This is a genomic window from Bacillus sp. FSL H8-0492, from assembly GCF_038006145.1.
Taxonomy (GTDB): domain Bacteria; phylum Bacillota; class Bacilli; order Bacillales; family Bacillaceae_G; genus Bacillus_A; species Bacillus_A mycoides.
On sequence record NZ_JBBOUP010000001.1, the window covers coordinates 1,442,646 to 1,461,821 of the forward strand.

General features: G+C 37.3%; 18 protein-coding genes. 17 read left to right on the top strand and 1 reads right to left on the bottom strand.

The features are described 5' to 3' along the window. Positions 1-5: 5 nt before the first annotated feature. The 14 genes from gmk (at position 6) to spoVM (ending at position 13,981) form a co-directional block, all read left to right on the top strand. Positions 6-623, top strand: a complete 618-nt coding sequence (gene gmk, locus MHH66_RS07470) for a guanylate kinase (protein ID WP_002014492.1) — start codon at positions 6-8, stop codon at positions 621-623. A 2-nt stretch (positions 624-625) separates the two neighbouring features. Further along, a complete protein-coding gene (gene rpoZ / locus MHH66_RS07475; protein WP_016100710.1) occupies positions 626-838 on the top strand; it encodes a DNA-directed RNA polymerase subunit omega in 213 nt (70 codons plus the stop codon). A gap of 196 nt (positions 839-1,034) precedes the next feature. Then, positions 1,035-2,240, top strand: coding sequence for a bifunctional phosphopantothenoylcysteine decarboxylase/phosphopantothenate--cysteine ligase CoaBC (gene coaBC / locus MHH66_RS07480; protein ID WP_078184345.1), 1,206 nt, complete (start codon positions 1,035-1,037; stop codon positions 2,238-2,240). Then, positions 2,237-4,642 carry a primosomal protein N' gene (gene priA, locus MHH66_RS07485; RefSeq protein WP_002128835.1) on the top strand — a complete coding sequence of 802 codons (2,406 nt, stop codon included), beginning with the start codon at positions 2,237-2,239 and terminating at the stop codon, positions 4,640-4,642. Before coaBC ends, priA begins: the two co-directional genes overlap by 4 nt. A gap of 11 nt (positions 4,643-4,653) precedes the next feature. After that, entirely contained in the window at positions 4,654-5,124 is a 471-nt protein-coding gene (gene def / locus MHH66_RS07490) for a peptide deformylase (RefSeq protein WP_002014496.1), read from the top strand. A gap of 22 nt (positions 5,125-5,146) precedes the next feature. Then, positions 5,147-6,091 (top strand): methionyl-tRNA formyltransferase, encoded by a 945-nt coding sequence (gene fmt / locus MHH66_RS07495; protein WP_002014498.1) that lies wholly within the window; start codon positions 5,147-5,149, stop codon positions 6,089-6,091. After that, complete coding sequence (gene rsmB / locus MHH66_RS07500; RefSeq protein ID WP_002128834.1) at positions 6,088-7,422, top strand: 16S rRNA (cytosine(967)-C(5))-methyltransferase RsmB; 1,335 nt, start codon at positions 6,088-6,090, stop codon at positions 7,420-7,422. The genes fmt and rsmB overlap by 4 nt, the downstream gene beginning before the upstream one ends. Before the next feature lie 4 nt (positions 7,423-7,426). Continuing rightward, on the top strand, positions 7,427-8,515 hold the full coding sequence (rlmN, locus tag MHH66_RS07505) for a 23S rRNA (adenine(2503)-C(2))-methyltransferase RlmN (RefSeq protein WP_002014500.1): 1,089 nt from the start codon (positions 7,427-7,429) through the stop codon (positions 8,513-8,515). A 4-nt stretch (positions 8,516-8,519) separates the two neighbouring features. Beyond that, positions 8,520-9,272 carry a Stp1/IreP family PP2C-type Ser/Thr phosphatase gene (locus tag MHH66_RS07510; protein ID WP_078184344.1) on the top strand — a complete coding sequence of 251 codons (753 nt, stop codon included), beginning with the start codon at positions 8,520-8,522 and terminating at the stop codon, positions 9,270-9,272. A gap of 8 nt (positions 9,273-9,280) precedes the next feature. Beyond that, positions 9,281-11,254 carry a Stk1 family PASTA domain-containing Ser/Thr kinase gene (gene pknB, locus MHH66_RS07515; RefSeq protein ID WP_078184343.1) on the top strand — a complete coding sequence of 658 codons (1,974 nt, stop codon included), beginning with the start codon at positions 9,281-9,283 and terminating at the stop codon, positions 11,252-11,254. Between the two features lie 270 nt (positions 11,255-11,524). After that, positions 11,525-12,406: a ribosome small subunit-dependent GTPase A gene (gene rsgA, locus MHH66_RS07520; RefSeq protein WP_002014503.1), complete on the top strand. Its 882-nt coding sequence runs from the start codon at positions 11,525-11,527 to the stop codon at positions 12,404-12,406. 2 nt (positions 12,407-12,408) lie between these two features. Next, positions 12,409-13,053, top strand: coding sequence for a ribulose-phosphate 3-epimerase (gene rpe / locus MHH66_RS07525; RefSeq protein WP_002014505.1), 645 nt, complete (start codon positions 12,409-12,411; stop codon positions 13,051-13,053). A gap of 100 nt (positions 13,054-13,153) precedes the next feature. Then, positions 13,154-13,834: a thiamine diphosphokinase gene (locus MHH66_RS07530; protein WP_002014506.1), complete on the top strand. Its 681-nt coding sequence runs from the start codon at positions 13,154-13,156 to the stop codon at positions 13,832-13,834. Between the two features lie 66 nt (positions 13,835-13,900). Beyond that, positions 13,901-13,981 (top strand): stage V sporulation protein SpoVM, encoded by an 81-nt coding sequence (gene spoVM / locus MHH66_RS07535; protein ID WP_001213599.1) that lies wholly within the window; start codon positions 13,901-13,903, stop codon positions 13,979-13,981. 73 nt (positions 13,982-14,054) lie between these two features. On the opposite strand, the gene rpmB is transcribed toward spoVM, so the two are convergent. Then, entirely contained in the window at positions 14,055-14,243 is a 189-nt protein-coding gene (gene rpmB / locus MHH66_RS07540; protein WP_000124776.1) for a 50S ribosomal protein L28, read from the bottom strand. A gap of 378 nt (positions 14,244-14,621) precedes the next feature. On the opposite strand from rpmB, the gene MHH66_RS07545 reads away from it, so the two are divergent. From MHH66_RS07545 to recG, 3 genes are all read left to right on the top strand, one after another. After that, entirely contained in the window at positions 14,622-14,984 is a 363-nt protein-coding gene (locus tag MHH66_RS07545; protein WP_002014507.1) for an Asp23/Gls24 family envelope stress response protein, read from the top strand. 22 nt (positions 14,985-15,006) lie between these two features. Further along, positions 15,007-16,683 carry a DAK2 domain-containing protein gene (locus MHH66_RS07550; RefSeq protein ID WP_002014508.1) on the top strand — a complete coding sequence of 559 codons (1,677 nt, stop codon included), beginning with the start codon at positions 15,007-15,009 and terminating at the stop codon, positions 16,681-16,683. Positions 16,684-17,108: 425 nt separating this feature from the next. Continuing rightward, a complete protein-coding gene (gene recG, locus MHH66_RS07555; RefSeq protein ID WP_063219174.1) occupies positions 17,109-19,157 on the top strand; it encodes an ATP-dependent DNA helicase RecG in 2,049 nt (682 codons plus the stop codon). The last annotated feature ends 19 nt before the right edge of the window (positions 19,158-19,176 follow it).

Here is a 19,176-nt window from a genome sequence, read left to right on the forward strand (position 1 = left end):
TATTTATGAGAAGTAGAAGAGGATTGCTCATCGTTCTTTCGGGACCTTCTGGTGTCGGGAAAGGAACGGTTCGAAAAGAGCTGTTTAGCCATGAAGACACACGTTTTCAGTACTCTATTTCAGTAACGACACGTAAACCGCGTGAAGGTGAAGTAGATGGTGTGGATTATTTCTTTAAAGAGAGAGAAGAATTTGAAGAAATGATTCGTAATGAAAAGTTACTTGAATGGGCTGAGTTCGTTGGTAATTATTACGGAACACCGATTGATTATGTTGAAAAAACGTTACAAGAAGGAAAAGATGTGTTCTTAGAAATTGAAGTGCAAGGAGCAATTCAAGTTAAGAAAGCCTTCCCAGCAGGTGTATTTATTTTCTTAGCACCTCCAAGTTTATCTGAACTAAAGAACCGAATTGTCGGCCGTGGTACAGAAACTGAAGATGTTATTGAAAATCGTTTAACTGTAGCGAAAGAAGAAATCGAAATGATGGACGCTTATGACTATGTTGTAGAAAACGATCAAGTTGAATTAGCTTGCGACCGAATTAAAGCAATTGTGGTTGGTGAACATTGCCGCCGCGAAAGAGTGGCAAAATACTATAAAGAAATGACGGAGGGTCTATAATTATGTTAAATCCATCAATTGACTCATTATTAACAAAAATCGATTCTAAATATACACTTGTAACAGTAGCTGCAAAGCGTGCACGTGAAATGCAAATTGCTGACAATTGTGTTATTGAAAAGCCTGTTTCTCATAAATGTGTAGGTAAATCATTAGAAGAAATCGATGCAGAAGTATTAAAATATGTACCAAGCGATGACACAATAATTGATTAAGACATTCTTTTCGACAAATTAAAACATAGACTTTATAATTTTCTATGTAACGGTAACAACCTATTTACAAGTAGGTTGTTATTTTTTTATGATAGGGAAGAAATAATCGTAAAAAGGTGGAACAACATATTGGTACTGACGAGCTGAAAATTCTATTTCAGTAGAATAAGTTTGAAAAAGAAAGAGGACGAGTCATATGCTAAAAGGGAAAAAGATACTTCTATGTGTAACAGGAGGCATTGCAGTTTTTAAGGCAGCTGCGTTAACGAGTAAATTGACACAAGCGGGTGCTACTGTAAAAGTAATGATGAGTGAATCGGCAATGAAGTTTGTTACACCTCTTACATTTCAAGCGCTTTCTCGCCACGATGTATATACGGATACGTTTGATGAAAAAGATTCAGCAGTTATCGCTCACATTGATTTAGCGGATTGGGCAGATGTTGTACTTGTGGCACCTGCTACAGCGAATTGCATTGGGAAGTTAGCGAATGGTATTGCGGATGATATGATTACAACTACTTTGTTGGCTACTACAGCTCCAGTTTGGATTGCGCCTGCTATGAATGTGCATATGTATGAAAATAAAATTGTTCAAAAAAATATGATGACGTTAAAAGCGTTAGGATATACATTTATTGAGCCTGGCGAAGGCTTTTTAGCATGTGGTTATGTAGCTAAGGGAAGACTGGAAGAACCTGAAGTGATTATTGGAAGGTTAGAAGAGGTTTTCTCAGAACAAAAACCATTGCAAGGAAAGCGAATATTAATAACGGCTGGCCCGACACGTGAAAAGATTGACCCAGTCCGTTTTATGACGAATTTTTCTTCTGGAAAGATGGGGTATGCGATTGCAGAAGTTGCAGCAAGCTTAGGTGCTGATGTCGTACTTGTGTCAGGACCGACAGCATTAGAGTCACCATTACATGTCACAACAATACAAGTAGAATCTGCACAAGATATGTTAGAGGCAGTCCTTCAGCATTATCAGAGTGTGGATGTTGTCATCAAAACAGCAGCCGTTGCAGATTACCGTCCGAAATATGTTCATGATAATAAAATGAAAAAGAAAAATGGCGATGCTGTAATTGAATTAGAAAGAACAGTGGATATTTTAAAAACGTTAGGTGAGAAGAAGGACCGACAGTTACTTATCGGTTTCGCAGCTGAAACGACAAACATAGAGGAATACGCAACGAGAAAATCACGTGAGAAAAATGCAAATATGATTGTTGCGAATGACGTGAAAGCGCAAGGAGCTGGGTTTGGTACGGATACAAATATTGTGACAATGTATAGAAAAGATGGAGAAATCATTGAGCTGCCACTTTTAACGAAGAAAGAAGTGGCTCGTGAAATATTAAAGCAAATAGAAATGATGTTAGAAGATGATTATGTATGAAGTTTGCAAGTGTAATTGTTGATGTACCTGCACGTCAAACAGATCGACCGTTTGATTATATTATCCCTAAGAAATGGGAAGATATCGTGCAAACAGGAATGCGTGTAGTAGTCCCATTCGGTCCGAGGAAATTGCAAGGTTTTATTATTGGCATAAAGGATTCGGTTGAACTAGAAAGTAAAAAGTTAAAAGCGTTGTATGAAATATTAGATGTCACTCCGGTTTTAAATGATGAATTATTAAAACTTGGGTATTGGCTTACAAGTGAAACGTTATGTTATATGATTTCAGCTTTTCAGGTGATGCTTCCGACGGCGATTAAAGCAACATATAAAAAGCGTCTGCAACTTCGTAACCGAGAAGAAGTAGCACCAGAAATTCTTTCTTTATTTCAAGGGAAGGAAACGATAGATTGGGAAGTTATCGAAGCACAGCCGCACCTATATCGCACTATTCAACAAGAAATTAAAAATGGTACGACTGAAGTGGTTTATCAAGTAAAGGATAAAGTGCAGAAGAAGAAACAAAGAGTAGTTCAACCGGAGTTGCCGGCAGATAAATTGGAATTAGCAGCATTTGAACTGAAAAGTAAAAAACAACAAGATGTACTCTATTATTTTGTAGAAAACTACAAAAGTGTACCGTTAAAAAATTTAACAGAAGAATTACAAATAACAGATGCTCCAATAAAAGCACTTGTTAAAAAGGGTCTAATCTCAGAAAAATATGTAGAGGTATACCGGAGTCCGTATGACGATGATGATTTTGAACAAACGAAACCATTTCCGCTTACTGAGGAACAAAAACAAGTAATTACACCGATTTTGTCATCAATTACAAATGAAACTTACAATCCATTTTTACTATATGGTGTTACAGGAAGTGGTAAGACTGAAGTGTATTTACAATCTATAGCAGCGGTGCTCGAGAAAGGAAAAGAAGCAATTGTGCTTGTTCCTGAAATTGCGCTAACGCCCCAGATGGTAGATCGCTTTAAAGGTAGGTTCGGTTCGCAAGTTGCAGTTCTTCACAGTGCGCTTTCTGTTGGCGAGAAATATGATGAATGGCGAAAGATATTAAGAAAAGAAGTGAAAGTTGTAGTTGGTGCGCGTTCAGCTATTTTTGCTCCATTCGAAAATTTAGGAATCATTATTATTGATGAAGAGCATGAATCAAGTTATAAGCAAGAGGATAACCCAAAGTATCATGCAAGAGATGTAGCAGTGTGGAGAGGACAATACCATAAGTGTCCAATCGTTCTCGGAAGTGCAACGCCGACACTTGAATCGTTTGCTAGAGCGAAAAAAGGTGTCTATGGGTTGCTTACAATGGAAAAACGTATGAACAAACAAGCTTTGCCGACTGTAGAAATTGTTGATATGCGTGAAGAGCTTCGTGATGGAAATCGCTCAATGTTTTCAAAGGCACTGCATGAAAAAATAGCAGATCGATTAGAAAAGAAAGAACAAATGGTTCTCTTTTTAAATAGAAGGGGTCATTCTACGTTTGTGATGTGTCGTGATTGTGGGTATGTCGTACAATGTCCGCATTGTGATATTTCGTTGACATATCACAAAATGAACCATCGTTTAAAGTGTCATTATTGTAGTCATGAGGAAAATATGCCAACGGAGTGTCCTGCTTGTAATAGTACGTATATTCGTTTCTTTGGTACAGGGACGCAAAAGGTTGAAGAAGAAATCACAAAACTATTCCCTGAGGCGCGGGTCATTCGAATGGATGTGGATACAACAAGCCGTAAAGGAATGCATGAAAAATTATTAAAGGCGTTTGGTGAAGAGAAAGCAGATATATTACTTGGAACACAAATGATTGCAAAAGGGCTTGATTTTCCGAAGGTGACGCTTGTTGGCGTTTTAACGGCGGATACGATGCTTCATCTACCTGATTTTCGGGCGAGTGAAAAGACGTATCAGCTATTGACACAAGTGAGTGGACGTGCAGGAAGACATGAATTGCCAGGTGAAGTTGTAATTCAAACGTATACGCCGGAACATTACAGTGTAGAATTAGCAAAGAATCAACAATATGATGTATTTTATGAGCACGAAATGCAAATGAGGCAAATGAGACAATATCCGCCATATTACTACGTTGTACTTGTAACTGTATCTCATCCGGAGTTATTAAAGGCAGTCCAAGTGACGGAAAAAATTGTCGGTCATTTACGAACGCATTGTTCAAGGCAAACAATGGTGTTAGGGCCGGTTGCTTCAGCAATTCCAAGGATAAAAGATAGATATCGTTACCAATGCATGATAAAATACAAACGGGAACCAAACTTAAAGAACGTGCTCAAAATGGTAAATGAACATTATCAAGCAGAAATGCAAAAAGAGCTACAAATCTCAATTGATTTTAATCCAACAATGTTAATGTAGCGGAGGGAAATATGGCAGTTTTAGAAATTGTAAAGCATCCAAATGAAGTGTTAGAAACACCATGCGAAAGAGTAATTAACTTTGATAAAAAGTTAGTGAAATTGTTAAAAGATATGCATGAAACAATGTTAATTGCAGACGGAGTTGGTCTAGCTGCGCCACAAGTGGGTGTAAGCTTACAAGTTGCTGTTGTTGATATAGGTGATGATACGGGTAAAATTGAATTAATTAATCCTGTTATTTTAGAAAAACGTGGTGAACAAGTAGGTCCCGAAGGCTGCTTAAGCTTTCCGGGACTTTATGGTGAAGTGGAGCGTGCAGATTACATTAAAGTACGTGCACAAAATCGTCGCGGTAAAATATTTTTATTAGAAGCGGATGACTTCTTAGCGCGTGCAATTCAGCATGAAATCGATCATTTACACGGTGTTTTATTTACATCTAAAGTGAAAAGGTATTATGAAGCAGGCGAATTAGAATAGGTTTAAAAGGAGCGGTTTTTGAATGATGAAAGTAGTATTTATGGGGACACCGGACTTTTCTGTGCCGGTGCTTCGTCGTCTTATCGAGGACGGATATGACGTAGTTGGTGTTGTAACGCAACCTGATCGTCCAGTTGGTAGAAAAAAGGTTTTAACACCTACTCCTGTTAAAGTAGAAGCGGAGAAACATGGTATTCCAGTAGTACAGCCGTTAAAAATTCGTGAAAAAGACGAATATGAAAAAGTATTAGCACTAGAGCCAGACTTAATTGTAACAGCAGCATTTGGACAAATCGTACCGAATGAAATTTTAGAAGCGCCAAAGTATGGATGTATTAATGTCCACGCATCATTACTTCCAGAACTTCGCGGTGGTGCACCAATTCATTATGCGATCATGGAAGGTAAAGAGAAAACTGGTATTACAATTATGTATATGGTAGAAAAATTAGATGCGGGCGATATATTAACGCAAGTAGAAGTAGAAATTGAAGAGCGTGAAACAACAGGTTCATTATTTGATAAGTTAAGCGAAGCAGGAGCACACCTTTTATCTAAAACGGTTCCTTTACTAATTCAGGGTAAACTAGAACCAATTAAACAAAGTGAAGCTGAAGTGACGTTTGCATATAATATAAAACGTGAGCAAGAGATAATTGATTGGACAAAAACAGGTGAAGAAGTATACAATCACATTCGCGGATTGAATCCATGGCCAGTTGCTTATACGACTTTGGCAGGACAAGTTATTAAAGTATGGTGGGGAGAGAAGGTCTCTATTACAGAGAAAGCTGAACCAGGTACAATAGTAGCGCTTGAAGAAGATGGATTTGTTGTTGCGACAGGGAACGAGACAGGCGTTAAAATCACTGAATTGCAACCATCTGGTAAAAAGCGTATGAGTTGTTCACAATTTTTACGTGGAACAAAACCTGAAATTGGTACGAAGTTAGGAGAAAATGCATGAGACAAAATGTTCGTGAGTTAGCTCTGGATGGCTTAATTCAAGTAGAAAAAAGTGGTGCATATAGCAACTTACTTTTAAATAATTTGATTGAAAAAAATACAATTGACAGAAAAGATATTGGTTTATTAACTGAAATGGTATATGGAACAATTCAACGTCGTGACACACTAGATTATTATTTACAACCATTTTTAAGAAAAAAGGTTGAAGCGTGGGTAAGAGTGTTGCTTCGCCTATCTCTATATCAAATGCTATATTTAGACCGAGTTCCAGAAAGAGCGGCTATTCATGAAGCAGTTGAGATTGCAAAGCGTCGTGGGCATAAAGGGATTTCAGGCATGGTGAACGGAGTATTGCGTTCAATTCAGCGAGAAGGTGTACCTTCGTTAGAAGAAATCGAAAATCCAGTAGAACGTCTTGCGATTGCAACGAGTCATCCAATGTGGCTTGTACAAGAATGGGCATCCGAATATGGTTTAGAGACAGCAGAGAAAATGTGTGAAGTAAATATGTTGCCACCTGTACCAACAGCACGTGTAAATGTTGATAAAGTAACGGTAGAAGAAGCGGTTGCGTTATTAGCTGATGAGGGTATAGAAGCAAAACGTGGCGAATTGTCAGAGGATGCAATTCAAATTGAAAGAGGAAATGTCGCACATACAGAAGCGTTCAAAAAAGGTTTCCTTTCTATTCAAGATGAAAGCTCAATGCTTGTAGCACGTGCTTTAGAACCGAATAAAGGAGATACAGTTCTAGATAGTTGTGCTGCTCCTGGCGGAAAAACAACTCATATTGCAGAGCGTTTGGACGGAACTGGTAAGGTAATGTCGCTTGATTTACACGCACATAAAGTACGTTTAATTGAACAACAGGCGAAGAGACTTGGTTTAGAAAATGTAGAAACGATGGCTTTAGATGCTAGAAAAGTTCAAGAGCATTTTGCAAATGAATCTTTTGACAAAATATTAGTAGATGCACCATGTTCTGGATTTGGTGTTATTAGACGTAAACCTGATATTAAGTTAGGTAAAGATAAGGGCGATAGTGAAAGGTTATCAACGATTCAACTTGCGATACTAGAAAAAATAGCACCATTGTTAAAACAAGGTGGTCGCCTTGTTTATAGTACGTGCACAATTGAAAAAATAGAAAATGAACAAGTAATAAAGCAATTTTTACAAGAGCATCCTGAATTTGAATGGGATACTACGATAAAAGATCGCATGCCAGAAAAGTTAAATCCGTATATTGATGAAGGTCAAGTACGAATTTTACCGCATTATTTTGCAACAGATGGCTTTTATATTGCTTGTTTAAGAAAGAAGGTGTAGCATCATGGAAACGACTGTAAAAAAACAAAAGAAAAATCTAGAAACAAAGAAACCATCAATTTATTCTTTACAACTTCATGAAATGCAAGATTGGTTAAAGGAACAAGGAGAACCTAAGTTCCGTGCAGGACAAATTTTTGATTGGCTATATAAAAAACGTGTAAAAAATTATGAGGATATGTCAAACCTTGCTAAAGGATTGCGCGATAAATTGTCGAATTCCTTTGATATTACTACTTTAAACACTTTAGTAAAACAAACGTCTTCGGATGGAACGATTAAATTCCTATTCCAGTTATACGATGGATACTCTATTGAAACTGTACTAATGCGACATGAATATGGAAATTCCATTTGTGTAACAACACAGGTGGGTTGCCGCATTGGCTGTACGTTCTGTGCTTCTACACTTGGTGGGTTAAAACGAAACTTAGAGGCTGGAGAAATTGTAGCGCAAGTAGTAGAAGTTCAGCGTGCGCTTGATGAAACAGAAGAACGTGTAAGTTCTCTTGTTGTTATGGGAATTGGAGAGCCATTTGATAATTATGATAACTTAATGTCATTCTTACGCATTGTAAATCATGAAAAAGGAATTCATATCGGTGCAAGACATATGACAGTTTCAACAAGTGGAATTGTTCCAAAAATTTATAAGTTCGCTGAAGAAGATATGCAAATTAATTTTGCGATTTCATTGCATGCTGCAAATACAGAGATACGTTCAAAATTAATGCCGATCAACCGTGCTTATAAGCTACCTGATTTAATGGAAGCTGTTAAATACTATGTAAATAGAACAGGGCGTCGTATTACATTTGAATATGGCTTATTTGGAGGAGAAAATGACCAAGTTGAGCACGCTGAAGAACTTGCTGCGCTCTTAAAAGGTGTAAAATGTCATGTAAACTTAATTCCGGTAAACTACGTGCCAGAACGTGATTATGTACGTACGCCACGAGAGCAAATTTTCTTATTTGAAAAGACGCTAAAAGATCGTGGAGTGAATGTAACCATTCGCCGTGAACAAGGTCATGATATTGATGCAGCCTGCGGTCAGTTGCGTGCAAAGGAGCGCAAAGAAGAGACGAGGTGACTAGATGAAAGCCGTGTTTCTATCGGATAAAGGAAAAGTTCGTCAACATAATGAAGATAGTGCAGGAGTTTTTCGCAATTTAGATGGAAATATTTTAGCGGTAGTAGCAGATGGAATGGGAGGTCATCGAGCTGGCGATGTAGCTAGCTCGATGGCTATTCAATTATTCCATGATTATTGGAAGCAAACGCATAATATGAATGAGCCTAAAAAGGTAGAAAAGTGGTTACATACTAACGTTGGAATTATTAATGAGCGCATATATGCTTACTCTCAGCAGCATGCAGAATGTAATGGCATGGGAACAACACTTATAATAGCCATTTGTACATCGAATTTTGTGACGATAGGTCATATAGGAGATAGTCGTTGTTATATGGTATCAGAGGGGAAAATGATGCTTGTAACGGAAGATCATTCGCTTGTAAATGAACTTGTAAGACATGGCGAAATTTCAAAGGAAGATGCAGAATATCACCCGAAAAAGAATGTTTTGTTAAGAGCATTAGGAAATGAAGAAACAGTTGGATTAGATGTTAAAACATTGGTACTTGAAGAAGATGATCAATTACTTCTTTGCTCGGATGGATTGTCTAACAAAGTTTCTATTGCTGATATGCAACAAATTTTACAATTGAATGAACAGCTCGAGGCGAAGGGAGAGCATCTCATTCAATTAGCAAATGATCGTGGTGGAGAAGATAATATTACCCTCGTTATTATTGATTATACGGATTCGACAAACGAAAGTAGGTGAAGTGCAACGTGCTGATTGGAAAACGCTTAAATGACCGTTATAAGCTGCTGAAAATGATTGGCGGTGGAGGAATGGCCAATGTATATTTAGCTCATGATGATATACTCGGCCGAGATGTAGCGGTAAAAATATTAAGACTCGACTATTCAAATAATGAAGAGTTTATTAAACGTTTCCATCGAGAAGCGCAATCTGTTACAACGTTGTCGCATCCAAATATTGTGAATATGTATGATGTTGGGGAAGAGGATGATATATATTATCTTGTAATGGAATATGTACCTGGACGAACATTGAAGCAATACATAATTGATCGAGGGATGTTACCGATAGGAGAGGCTCTTGATATAATGGAGCAGTTAACGTCCGCTATGGCACACGCCCATCATTTTGAGATTGTACATCGTGATATTAAACCGCACAATATTTTGATTCGAGATGACGGAGTGGTCAAAGTAACAGACTTTGGAATTGCGACAGCTACAAGTGCAGCAACGATTACACATACAAATTCGGTGCTCGGTTCGGTGCATTATTTATCACCAGAACAAGCGCGCGGCGGTATAGCGAATAAACAATCAGATATTTATTCACTTGGGATTGTTATGTTTGAATTGTTAACAGGAAGACAACCGTTTTCTGGTGAATCTGCTGTTGCAATTGCGTTAAAACATTTACAAAATGAAATGCCATCTCCAAAAAGATGGAATGAAAATATTCCACAAAGTGTTGAAAATATTATATTAAAGGCAACTGCGAAAGATCCGTTCCATCGATATCAATCTGCTAACGCGATGAAACGAGATATTGAAACAGCACTATACCCAGAACGAATAAATGAACAACCATTTTACATACCAGAAGATATGGAAGCAACGAAAGCGATTCCAATTATTCAACAAGAACAACTATTTCAAAATGTAAGTGATGAAACGATTGTATTAAAAGGAAGTAAAGTGGATGAACAAGTAAGAAAAGAAGAGACCAAATCAGGTAAGAAGAAAAAGCGAAATAATAAATGGCTGAAAGTTTTAATTACAACATTTTTACTTTTAGCGATAGGGATAACATTAGCACTTACTGTTATTCCAGGCTTCTTTATTCCGAAAGATGTGAAGGTTCCTGATGTGGCTGGTATGAAATATACGACAGCTGTAAATACGTTAGTTGAAAAAGGTTTTGAAGTTACTGAACCTAATCTTGTATATACAGATGATGTTGAAGCCGGAAACGTGATAAAAACAGATCCTATAGCAGGAAGAGTAGTGAAAGAAAACTCTAAAATTACTATCTATCAATCAGGTGGGAAAAAGAAAAGTAAGATGCGTGATTTGACAGGAAAAGATTTCGAGAGTATAAGAGCTGAGTTAGAAGAAGAATATAAACAAGTTACAATAAATTATATTGAAAATGATAAGCCGAAAGGTGAAATTGTAGAGCAAATACCAACGCCTGATCAAATGGTTATAGAGACAGAACAAGAGCTGAAAATTTGGGTAAGTAAAGGACCTTATCAAATAAGACCAGGTGATTTTTCAGGATGGACTGAAAATAGTGTAAAAGGTTATTTAAATGAAAGAAAGCTTGTTTCTGATATACAAAGAGAGTATTCAGATAAGGTTGATAAAGGTCTTGTTATTTCACAGTTACCAAAGCCTGGGACACCTTTAAAAGAAGGAGATAAAGTATCGATTGTTATCTCCGATGGTCCGAAGCCTAAAGTGACGAAAACGGTAAAAGTGGATAACATTTCTATCCCATATGAAGCTTCTGCAACAGGTGAGAAAAAGCCGCAAACAATAGAAATTTATAAAGAAGATATGCAGCAAAAAATGGATAAACCAGTTGAAACGAGAACAATTACTGAGTCAGCGATTATTTCTTTAGAATTTGTAATTCAAGAAGGTGCAAAGGGACACTATAAAATTGTCCGAGATGGAGTAACGATTATGGACAAGGAAGTACCATATCCAGCTCAATAATAGTGAATTCCATCGTCCTTATATAGAAGATGGAATTTATTACTCTTGCCTGTTATGCTGTCTACATCGTGGACTGTATAACAGGCAAAAATATATGATTCAAAAAGCTGTAAAAGTGATACTGTTGTAAATAATATTTCAAATTTGATGGTAGATTAAATATATGAACCTGGATATATATTTGGTGGGCTTTGAACTAATTGTTTAAAGAACGCTAGTCTATTCATATTTAATTGCAGTTTCATTTTATACAAAATAAAGGAGAATTATATGCCAGAAGGAAAAATTGTAAAAGCTCTAAGTGGGTTTTATTATGTGCAGAATGAGGAAGGGATTACACAATGTCGTGGGCGTGGTGTATTTAGAAAGAATAAAATTACGCCACTTGTAGGAGACCAAGTTGTTTTTCAAGCGGATAATCCGAATGAAGGTTATGTGTTAGAAGTATTTGATCGGAAAAATGAACTTGTTAGACCTCCTATTGCTAATGTTGATCAAGCTATTCTTGTTTTCTCTGCGGTAGAACCAGATTTTAATCCAGGACTGTTAGATCGATTTTTAGTATTAATTGAATATCATAACATTAAACCAATTATTTGTATTAGTAAGATGGATTTAGTAGATGAAAAAATGAGAGAAACTGTTGAATCTTATGCAAATGATTATCGTGAAATGGGTTATGATGTGTTGTTTACTTCTATAAATACATCGGAAAGTATTGATATTCTGAAACCATTCTTAGAAGGTTGTATTTCCGTCGTTGCAGGCCAATCTGGTGTTGGGAAATCTTCAATGCTAAACGTATTACGTCCAGATTTAGAATTGAAAACTAATGATATTTCTTCACATTTAGGACGTGGAAAGCATACGACAAGACACGTAGAATTAATTACAGTTGGAAGCGGACTTGTTGCGGATACACCTGGTTTTAGTTCGCTTGATTTCATAGATATAGAGGTAGAAGATCTTACATATTGTTTTCCAGAGTTGAAAGAAGCGAGCCAATACTGTAAATTTAGAGGGTGTACACACCTTGCTGAACCGAAATGTGCGGTGAAAGCTGCGGTTGAAGAAGGAAAGATTACCGAATATCGTTATAAGAATTACAAACAATTCGTAGAAGAAATTAGAGAGAGAAAGCCGAGGTATTAGTCATGATTAAAATTGCACCATCGATTTTATCAGCAGATTTTTCAAGATTAGGGGAAGAGATTAAAGATGTAGAAAAAGGCGGAGCTGACTACATTCACGTCGATGTAATGGATGGGCATTTCGTACCAAATATTACGATTGGACCATTAATTGTAGAAGCAATCCGTCCGATTACATCATTACCGTTAGATGTACATTTAATGATTGAAAATCCTGATAACTATATCCCAACTTTCGCAAAAGCGGGAGCGGATATTATTACTGTTCATGTAGAAGCGTGTCCTCATTTACATCGTACAATTCAGTTAATTAAATCTCATGACATTAAAGCAGGGGTTGTATTAAATCCGCATACTCCAGTTTCAACGATTGAGCATGTATTAGAAGATATAGACATGGTATTACTTATGACAGTAAATCCTGGATTTGGCGGGCAGAAGTTTATTCATTCTGTATTACCGAAAATCAAACAAGTTGCAGAAATGGTTAAAGAGCGAAATCTAGAAGTGGAAATTGAAGTTGATGGTGGTGTCAACGCTGAAACGGCAAGACTTTGTATTGAAGCAGGAGCGAATGTTCTTGTAGCGGGATCAGCAGTATACAATCAAAAAGACCGCGGTGAAGCAATTCGTGTAATTCGCGGATAAAGAATGAACGAACCTTTATCCTAGTGAAGCTTCTAGTTCATTAAGACTTCACTATTTATACATGTTAGAGTGGCAAATAAGGAGAAAGGCAATCTACCGAATGGCAGATTGCCTTTTTACAATAGAAGGGGAAGGAAAAATGATTATTCATATTTTAGCGGGAGGACCTGCAGAATACTGCGCAGATTTTTCGCGGTATGAAAATGAAGAAGTAGTTTGGGCGGCCGTTGATAGAGGAGTGTACCGTTTGTTGAAAAGAGGAATCACTCCGGCTGTTGCGTTTGGGGATTATGATTCAGTTACTGATGAGGAATTAGCATGGATGAGGCAACAAACAAATGAATTACATATCGTCCCGCGAGAAAAAGATCAAACAGATTTAGAAATTGCAATTAGCTGGGCTTTAGAACAGAAGCCAAAATTAATTCGTATTTTTGGTGCTACTGGTGGAAGACTTGATCATGGTTTAGCAAATATTCAGATGCTTTTAAAGGGATTAGAAGTAAATATAGAAATGTGTATTGTGGACAATAAAAATGAAATAATGGTGAAAAAGTTTGGTATGTATATAATTGAAGGAAACGAACATTTTCCATACGTATCATTTGTACCAGTTACTGAAAGGGTAGAAGGTATTACACTTCACGGTTTTAAGTATCCCCTTACTAATAAAACAATAGAGTGGGGATCGACACTTTGTATTAGTAATGAACTCGTTGAGGAAAAAGGTACTTTTTCATTCACTTCTGGCATATTAATGATGATAAGAAGCACTGATTGAAGAAACAATTTTGCTCCTTGCATCATATAGTGAACAAGTGGAGTAATGGGGATTAGGAGGGAAACCATGAGATTTTATACAATTAAGTTACCTAAATTTCTTGGTGGAATTGTTCGTGCGATGTTAAATACCTTCAAAAAAGACTAAAAAAAGCACCTATTACCGGTGCTTTTTCCAATGGTATAATAAAAAAAGAGCCTAGCGGCTCTTTTTTTTATTATTAAACACGTTCGATTTTGCCAGATTTTAATGCTCTAGCAGAAACGTAAACACGTTGAACTTTTCCGTCGATGCGTACGCGAACTTTTTGAAGGTTAGCGCCCCATTTACGTTTTGTAGCGTTCATTGCGTGAGAACGAGAGTTACCAGAACGAGCTTTTCTTCCAGTGATAGCACAAACACGAGCCATTTATATTTCCCTCCCTTAACTACCGTAACATACGTAATTTTTCAATATTAGTCTTTTATGCGATGCTAAAAACACTACTATAATTTAACACAACTAAAAAGAGAATGCAACACCGTAGGAAAAAGAAATCAAGAAAAAATACTTGACACTATATGTCAATGAAGAAAAGGTGAAATCAAGAAAAATTGCTTGACATATTATAGTGGTACATGTTGTATAATAACAATGGACTATTTTGCTCATCATAAAAAAATGTAATTTAAAACATAAAATATGAGAGTGAAAAAGAAAGAACGATGGAATTTTCTTTAAAAAGATTATATGATAGTAACTAAAGTAGTCTAGCTCACTTTCACCATTTATGAAGGGGGAAACGAGATGTCAATTGAAATTAAAACGAAGTACGGTCAAATTGATATTAGTACAGATGTAATTGCAACAATTGCTGGAGGTGCCGCAGTAGATTGCTACGGTATCGTAGGTATGGCATCAAAAAATCAGTTAAAAGATGGATTAACAGAAATTTTACGAAAAGAAAACTTCACTAGAGGCGTTATTGTTCGTAAAAATGAAGATGAAGTACATATTGATATGTATATTATTGTGAGCTATGGTACGAAAATTTCAGAAGTAGCACATAACGTGCAGACTAAAGTGAAATATACATTAGATCAAACTGTAGGACTAGCAGTAGATTCTGTAAACATCTACGTACAAGGAGTTAAAGTAATAAACTTGTAATGTGCATTAAGGAGGAAAATCTGTGTCAATTCAAAAAATTGATGGAAAACGTTTATCACAAATGATCATTCAAGGAGCCAATAATTTAACAAATAATGTTCAGCTTGTTGATGCATTAAACGTATTCCCAGTTCCAGATGGCGATACCGGTACAAACATGAACTTATCAATGACTTCAGGCGCACGTGAAGTGAAAGCAAATCCTTCGCAGCATGCTGGTAAAGTCGGTGTAAGTTTAGCCAAAGGATTATTAATGGGAGCTCGTGGTAACTCTGGGGTTATTTTATCTCAGTTATTCCGTGGTTTCTCTAAATCCATTGAACAAAAAGAAGAATTAACGACAGTTGATTTTGCTGCAGCTTTAGAAGCTGGAGTAGAGGCAGCTTACAAAGCGGTTATGAAACCAATTGAAGGAACGATTTTAACGGTTGCAAGAGAAACGGGTAAATATGCAGTGACAGTTGCGAAAAAACAGCGCGACTTTGTTTTGTTTATGGAAGACGTTGTAAAAGAAGCAAACGCATCGTTAAATCGTACGCCAGATTTATTACCTGTATTAAAACAAGTTGGCGTTGTAGATAGCGGTGGTAAAGGTCTTGTTGTTGTATATGAAGGATTTTTAGCTGACTTAAAAGGAGAAACGATTTCTTCTGATATGCCTGCCCAACCATCTATGAATGACATGGTACGTGCAGAACATCACCGTAGTGTACAAAGCCAATTGAGTACAGAAGATATTAAGTATGGATATTGTACGGAGTTCATGGTGAAATTAGAGCCTGGAAAAATGAAGGAACATAATTTCTCTGAACAAAAATTCCGTGAAGATATTAGTGTGTACGGAGATTCACTACTTGTTGTATCGGATGATGAGGTTGTAAAGGTTCATATTCATGCGGAACATCCTGGAGATCCTATGAACTATGGACAACGTTACGGTAGTCTAATTAAGATCAAAGTAGAAAATATGCGTGAACAGCATACTGCTTTATTAGATGAACCTAGCATGGTACCTGAACAAACGAATCAGCCAATAGAGAAACAACCGTATGGTATTGTAACTGTAGCTATGGGATCGGGTATTAAAACTCTATTTGAGAGCATTGGTGCAACGAAAGTTATCGAAGGTGGCCAAACGATGAATCCGAGTACGGAGGATATTGTGAAGGCGATTGAAGAGGCGAATGCTGAAAAAATCATCATCTTACCAAATAACGGGAATATCGTGATGGCAGCAGAACAAGCAGCGTCAGTTGTAGAACAAGAAGTTATTGTTATTCGTTCAAAAACAGTTCCTCAAGGTATGGCTGCAATGTTAGCATTTAATCCAGTTGGAACGCTAGAAGAGAATGAAGAAAACATGAAAGAAGCTTTAGCTCATGTGAAAACAGGTCAGATTACGTATGCTGTTCGTGATACGGAAATTGACGGTGTAGCGATTCAAAAAGATGATTTCATGTGTATTGCAGATGGGAAAATTGTATCTACAAATGCTGAGAAAGTAGGAGCTGCAAAGCAATTACTAGAAGCGCTAATTGATGAGGATTCTGAAATCGTAACGATTCTACAAGGTGAAGATGCAACAGATGAAGAAGTGGCTAAATTAGTTGCGTTTGTAGAAGAGAACTTTGAAGATGCAGAAGTAGAAGTACATGCAGGGAACCAACCGGTGTATTCTTTCATCTTCTCTGTAGAATAAGAAAAGATTCGATTTGAAAATAAATGGGTTACTTACTTGCTAATGGATAAGAAATAGTGATATGAAGTTTATTACTAGTTTTTATTCAAAAGGCTAGCATATTGACGATAGAAAAGAGCCTTGCTGCTAATAGTGAGGCTCTTTTCTTACGTATTGTACAACTTTGTTTTATCCCGCTATTTGTGGGCAGTAAAACTTCCACTCCCCTATATTCGGCTGGAGCAAAGAAGTTAAGTGGGAGATTAACTGCCCGTAAGCGCCCACTGATTATAGTTTCACTTTATATAGAGGGATTAGAGTAGTTTCTCTTAGAATGCCTATGATAGAATATATAAGGTGAAAGAGAGCGATTACAGATGTCAATGATAATAATGGATAATCAATAGAATGAATCAAAGAAAATAATGTGACGGAGCGTGAGAATCTTGAATGAAGTTGTACAAGTTCCTGTTACGGATGTAAAGGGAATCGGAGGAGAAACATCTGAGTTGTTACACGAGATGGGAATTTATACAGTTTCTCATCTATTAGAACATTTTCCGTACCGCTATGAAGACTATGCGATGAAAGATCTTGCTGAAGTAAAGCATGACGAGCGTGTAACGGTTGAGGGGAAAGTTCATAGTGCTCCTTTACTGCAATATTATGGGAAGAAGAAGTCACGTCTTACAGTTCGTGTTCTCGTCGGTCGTTATTTAATTACAGCTGTATGTTTTAATAGACCATACTATAAACAAAAGTTAAATTTAGATGAAACGGTAACGATTACTGGTAAATGGGATCAGCATCGCCAAACAATTGCTGTATCAGAACTGAATTTTGGACCAGTTGTACGACAACAAGAAGTAGAACCTGTATATTCAGTGAAAGGAAAACTGACAGTAAAACAGATGCGCCGGTTTGTTGCACAAGCATTTAAGGAGTATGGAGATTCTATAGTCGAAGTGTTACCAGATGGTTTGTTAAGTCGATATAAATTATTATCACGCTATGAAGCGCTCAGAGGGTTACATTTTCCAGTGGGACAGGAAGACTTAAAGCAAGCGCGTCGCCGTTTTGTATATGAGGAGTTTTTCTTGTTTCAGTTGAAAATGCAAACATTACGGAAAATGGAAAGGGAAAACTCGAAAGGGACGAAAAAGGAAATTTCATTAGTAGAATTGCAAGAATTTACTGATGCGCTTCCGTTTCCATTAACTGGTGCACAACGCCGGGTTGTAGATGAAATAATGAAAGATATGATATCTCCGTACCGAATGAATCGATTATTGCAAGGGGATGTAGGTTCTGGGAAAACAGTTGTTGCTGCGATTGCTCTTTATGCGGCGAAATTGGCTCATTATCAAGGTGCTTTGATGGTTCCTACAGAAATTTTAGCCGAGCAACATTATCAGTCGCTCGCGGAGACGTTTTCACATTTCGGTATGAAGGTTGAATTGCTAACAAGTTCTGTTAAAGGTGCGAGACGTCGAGAAATTTTGTCGAGCTTAGAACAGGGAGAAGTAGACATCCTTGTTGGAACGCACGCTTTAATTCAAGACGAAGTTATATTTCATAGGTTAGGTCTCGTTATTACCGATGAACAGCATCGATTTGGTGTGGCGCAGCGCCGGGTTTTACGTGAGAAAGGTGAAAGCCCAGATGTATTGTTTATGACGGCGACCCCAATCCCGCGTACGTTAGCTATCACTGCATTTGGAGAGATGGACGTTTCTATTATCGACGAAATGCCAGCTGGTAGAAAGGTAATCGAAACGTACTGGGCAAAACATGATATGTTAGATCGTGTCCTTGGCTTTGTGGAGAAAGAGATAAAAAAAGGAAGACAGGCATATGTTATTTGCCCTCTTATTGAAGAGTCTGAGAAGCTTGATGTACAAAATGCTATCGACTTACATAGTATGCTGACTCATCATTATCAAGGGAAATGCCAAGTTGGATTAATGCATGGGAGACTATCATCTCAAGAAAAAGAAGAGATAATGGGACAGTTTAGTGAAAATAAAGTGCAAATTCTTGTGTCGACAACAGTTGTTGAAGTAGGCGTGAATGTACCAAATGCGACTGTTATGGTTATTTATGACGCGGAACGTTTCGGTTTATCACAGCTCCATCAGCTGAGGGGGCGTGTTGGGCGTGGTAGTGAACAATCATATTGTTTATTAATTGCGGACCCGAAATCAGAAACGGGAAAAGAAAGAATGCGCATTATGACTGAAACAAATGATGGATTTGTATTGTCAGAAAAAGATTTAGAGTTACGAGGTCCTGGGGATTTCTTTGGAAGTAAGCAAAGTGGTCTACCAGAATTTAAGGTTGCTGATATGGTACATGATTATCGGGCGTTAGAAACAGCAAGACAAGATGCAGCGATACTAGTTGATTCAGAAGCGTTTTGGCATAATGATCAGTATGCTTCGTTGCGTACTTATCTTGATGGGACAGGTGTGTTCCAGGGAGAGAAGCTCGATTAAAAGTAGTCTGCAAAAGTTT

Excerpts from the sequence above, each read along its gene's own strand:
- gmk (WP_002014492.1), top strand. The coding sequence starts at position 6 with ATGAGAAGTAGAAGAGGATTGCTCATCGTTCTTTCGGGACCTTCTGGT.
- rpoZ (WP_016100710.1), top strand. The coding sequence starts at position 626 with ATGTTAAATCCATCAATTGACTCATTATTAACAAAAATCGATTCTAAA.
- coaBC (WP_078184345.1), top strand. The coding sequence starts at position 1,035 with ATGCTAAAAGGGAAAAAGATACTTCTATGTGTAACAGGAGGCATTGCA.
- priA (WP_002128835.1), top strand. The coding sequence starts at position 2,237 with ATGAAGTTTGCAAGTGTAATTGTTGATGTACCTGCACGTCAAACAGAT.
- def (WP_002014496.1), top strand. The coding sequence starts at position 4,654 with ATGGCAGTTTTAGAAATTGTAAAGCATCCAAATGAAGTGTTAGAAACA.
- fmt (WP_002014498.1), top strand. The coding sequence starts at position 5,147 with ATGATGAAAGTAGTATTTATGGGGACACCGGACTTTTCTGTGCCGGTG.
- rsmB (WP_002128834.1), top strand. The coding sequence starts at position 6,088 with ATGAGACAAAATGTTCGTGAGTTAGCTCTGGATGGCTTAATTCAAGTA.
- rlmN (WP_002014500.1), top strand. The coding sequence starts at position 7,427 with ATGGAAACGACTGTAAAAAAACAAAAGAAAAATCTAGAAACAAAGAAA.
- MHH66_RS07510 (WP_078184344.1), top strand. The coding sequence starts at position 8,520 with ATGAAAGCCGTGTTTCTATCGGATAAAGGAAAAGTTCGTCAACATAAT.
- rsgA (WP_002014503.1), top strand. The coding sequence starts at position 11,525 with ATGCCAGAAGGAAAAATTGTAAAAGCTCTAAGTGGGTTTTATTATGTG.
- rpe (WP_002014505.1), top strand. The coding sequence starts at position 12,409 with ATGATTAAAATTGCACCATCGATTTTATCAGCAGATTTTTCAAGATTA.
- MHH66_RS07530 (WP_002014506.1), top strand. The coding sequence starts at position 13,154 with ATGGCAGATTGCCTTTTTACAATAGAAGGGGAAGGAAAAATGATTATT.
- spoVM (WP_001213599.1), top strand. The coding sequence starts at position 13,901 with ATGAGATTTTATACAATTAAGTTACCTAAATTTCTTGGTGGAATTGTT.
- rpmB (WP_000124776.1), bottom strand. The coding sequence starts at position 14,243 with ATGGCTCGTGTTTGTGCTATCACTGGAAGAAAAGCTCGTTCTGGTAAC.
- MHH66_RS07545 (WP_002014507.1), top strand. The coding sequence starts at position 14,622 with ATGTCAATTGAAATTAAAACGAAGTACGGTCAAATTGATATTAGTACA.